Genomic DNA, 3,302 nt, shown 5'->3' with positions numbered 1-3,302 from the left:
GGAGAGCATTCATGACACCAGCAGCCGCCAATCTTCCGTTCAGTCAGTTTGTCGAGTTCGCCGTCGACCCGCACCATCAGGCAGGGCTGGTCGGTGCACTTAATGAGCGTTTCGAGCGGTTTACGCGTACTTACCCAGGTTTTGTCCGCGCCAGCGTGCAGGTCAGCGAAGACCGCCAGCGGGTGCTGAGCCATGTGCAATGGTTATCCAAGACTGACTGCGAGCGCGCGTTTGCGAACACCGAGCAGGGCGAAGGAGATTTTTGGGAGCTGATGGGTCGACACCGGGCGACGTCGATGACCTTTAACGCGTACGAAGTGGCAGGGGAAATCGTAGGACCGCGCCAGAGTTGAACGCAGTCCCATGCCTGGCGTTTCCGTGGTTTTATACGGACAAGTTCAGCATCCGCTCACCCTGGGTTTGCTCACCGGGACGGCGTTTATTGACGGCCAGTTCGCCGATCTTGATCAGACGGGCACGGATGACGTTGCGGCTTAACCCGAGCAATTGTGCGGTGTGCACCTGGTTGTAATGACTGAAGCGATACGCTGCGCGCAGCAAGGCGTCTTCGACTTTCTCGTGCAGCGCGCCGGCCTGCTCCTCGAACAGGCGCTGGAAGGCGCGGGCCAGCAGCGCTTCAGTCGAATCGTCGACGGCGGGGGATGCATCGTCCTGGCGCTCGACGCGAAGGTTCGAGAGGCGCAAATCGCTGGGCTGAATCACGCCATTGCGGCAGATCAGCAGGGTATGGTGAATGACGTTTTCCAGCTCGCGGATGTTGCCCGGCCAGCCGTAGGTGCGCAGCTTGTGCTCGGCCTCGGCACTGATATGGATCGCTCCGCAACCCAGTCGCTGGCTGTAGACGTCGATGAAGTGGCGGCTCAGCGGCATGATGTCGCCCGGCCGTTCGCGCAGCGTGCTCAGTTCCAGGTTGACGACATTGAGGCGATAGAACAGGTCTTCGCGAAAGTGCCCGGCGTTGATGGCGCGTTCCAGTTGCACGTTGGTCGCTGCCAGCACCCGCACGTTGATGGGCGTGCTCTTGCGCGAGCCCAGCCTCACCACCTCACGCTCCTGCAAGACGCGCAGCAGCTTGACTTGAATCGCCAGCGGCAGGTCACCGATTTCGTCGAGAAACAGCGTGCCGCCGTTGGCTTCTTCAAACCAGCCGGCCTTGGCAGTGAGGGCGCCGGTGAACGCGCCTTTTTCCTGGCCGAACAGTTCCGCTTCCACCAGCGACTCTGAAAACGCGCCGCAGTTGACCGCCACGAACGGCTGATGACGGCGGCTGCTCAGGTTGTGAATGTGGCGGGCCACCAGTTCTTTGCCGGTGCCGGTTTCGCCGATGATCAGCACACTTGCATCACTGGGCGCGACTTGTTCGATGTGGGCCAGCAGCGCCTTGGATCTCGGGTCTTCGAACACCTGCGCCGTGGCGCGAATCGAGGTGGCCAGGGCCGGCGAGGGCGGTAGGGTCAATAGCTGCATGGGGGTCACTTGTGGTTGAAACGGTACGCTGGCGGTCATGAAGGGACTCCTTGTCGCGGTCGCACAGCAACCGGGCAATCCCTGTAGGAGTGCCCGGGGCGCGGTGAAACTTACTTCTGCGGCGGTAAGTCGTTGGCGATCATCTCGCCGAACGGGCCGGTGAGGTTGGTGATGCCGCGACCTGCCAGGCTGCGATAGGGCTCAGGCAACAACGGGAACACCAGCTCGGCGAAGCGGTAGGCTTCTTCAAGGTGTGGGTAGCCGGAGAAGATGAAGCTTTCAATGCCCAGGTCGGCGTATTCCTTGATCCGCGCGGCGACTTCCTGCGGATTGCCGACCAGCGCCGTGCCTGCACCGCCCCGCACCAGGCCCACGCCGGCCCACAGATTGGGGGCGATTTCCAGGTTGTCGCGGCGACCATCGTGCAGCGCGGCCATGCGGCGCTGGCCTTCGGAGTCGAAACGCGAGAAGGATTTTTGCGCGGCGGCGATGGTGTCGTCGCTGATGTGCTCGATCAGGGTGTCAGCGGCCTTCCAGGCCTCTTCGCTGGTTTCACGCACAATCACGTGCAGGCGGATGCCGAACTTGACCGTGCGGCCGTTGCGTGCGGCGCGCTCACGAACGTCCGCCAGCTTCTCGGCCACGGCGGCAGGAGGCTCGCCCCACGTTAGGTAAACGTCGACCTGCTCGGCGGCCAAGTCATGGGCGGCCTCTGATGAGCCGCCAAAGTACAGCGGCGGATACGGCTTCTGGATCGGCGGATAGAGGGCCTTGGCATTCTGCACTTTCAGGTGCTTGCCTTCGAAGTCCACGGCTTCGCCCTGCAACACGCGGCGCCAGATCTTCAGGAATTCGTCGGTGACTTCGTAGCGCTCACTGTGATCGAGGAAGCTGCCGTCACCGCGGTTTTCGTCCGGATCGCCACCGGTGACGACGTTGATCAGCAAGCGCCCGCCGGACAAACGATCCAGGGTCGCGGCCATGCGCGCGGAAACGGTGGGCGAAATGATCCCCGGCCGAATCGCTACCAGGTAGCGCAAGCGCTCGGTCAGCGGCACGAGCGCCGACGCGATCACCCAAGAGTCTTCGCACGAGCGGCCGGTCGGGATCAGCACGCCGTGATAACCCAGATCGTCCGCCGCTTGCGCGACCTGCTTCAGGTAATTGAGCGTGACCGGGCGCGCGCCCTTGGTCGTGCCCAGGTAATGGCCGTCGCCGTGTGTCGGTAGAAACCAGAAAACATCCATGAAAAATCCTTCAAGCGGAATCAGTGGGCTTTTGACAAGTGCACCCGTTATAAAGGCTTCGATTTATTCCGTAAAAGAACTGAATCCCATATTTTTATAACCGTTAGAGATATGCCCGGTTTGTACGGATCCGAGGGCGGATGCGAATGCTTGAGTGGCGAAGAACCCTATTGGAGCGCGCATTGTGGGACCGGCTTCAGCCGGGAAGGCGTCGGGCGTCACGCCGCAGGATTGATGGTGTTCACACAGGCCTCTTCACGGCTGAACCCGGTCCCACTAAAAAGCACCGGGCAAAAAAACAGGCGCCGAGGCGCCTGAAAGAGAGTACGGGAGACTCTGCGAAATCAAAAAATCTGGGTGAACAGCCAGTACAAGCTGCCCGACAGCAGGATGGCGGCGGGGAGGGTCAGCACCCATGCCATCGCGAGATTGCGCAAGGTGCGCATTTGCAGCCCGGAGCCGTTGGCGACCATGCTGCCGGCCACCCCCGAAGACAATACGTGGGTGGTCGACACCGGCAATCCGTACATGTCCGCCGCGCCAATGGTCAGCATCGCGACGACTTCC

General features: G+C 61.7%; 4 protein-coding genes. 1 reads left to right on the top strand and 3 read right to left on the bottom strand.

All coding sequences use genetic code 11. The annotated features are described in order from the left end of the window. A partial coding sequence (locus VF672_RS03530) for an antibiotic biosynthesis monooxygenase (protein ID WP_331101522.1) occupies window positions 1–353 on the top strand: 353 nt, incomplete at its 5' end. A gap of 31 nt (window positions 354–384) precedes the next feature. Here the strand turns inward: VF672_RS03530 and VF672_RS03525 are convergent. The 3 genes from VF672_RS03525 to VF672_RS03515 form a co-directional block, all read right to left on the bottom strand. After that, entirely contained in the window at window positions 385–1,488 is a 1,104-nt protein-coding gene (locus tag VF672_RS03525; RefSeq protein WP_331101524.1) for a sigma-54 dependent transcriptional regulator, read from the bottom strand. A gap of 110 nt (window positions 1,489–1,598) precedes the next feature. Then, window positions 1,599–2,735 (bottom strand): FMNH2-dependent alkanesulfonate monooxygenase, encoded by a 1,137-nt coding sequence (gene ssuD, locus VF672_RS03520; RefSeq protein WP_331101520.1) that lies wholly within the window; start codon window positions 2,733–2,735, stop codon window positions 1,599–1,601. Between the two features lie 344 nt (window positions 2,736–3,079). Next, window positions 3,080–3,302 (bottom strand): inorganic phosphate transporter (locus VF672_RS03515; protein WP_331101518.1); only part of this gene is annotated, 223 nt, incomplete at its 5' end.

This window comes from Pseudomonas sp. (genome assembly GCF_036387035.1).
In the GTDB taxonomy this organism is placed as follows: Bacteria; Pseudomonadota; Gammaproteobacteria; order Pseudomonadales; family Pseudomonadaceae; genus Aquipseudomonas.
This window is presented reverse-complemented; position numbering and strand designations above follow the sequence as displayed.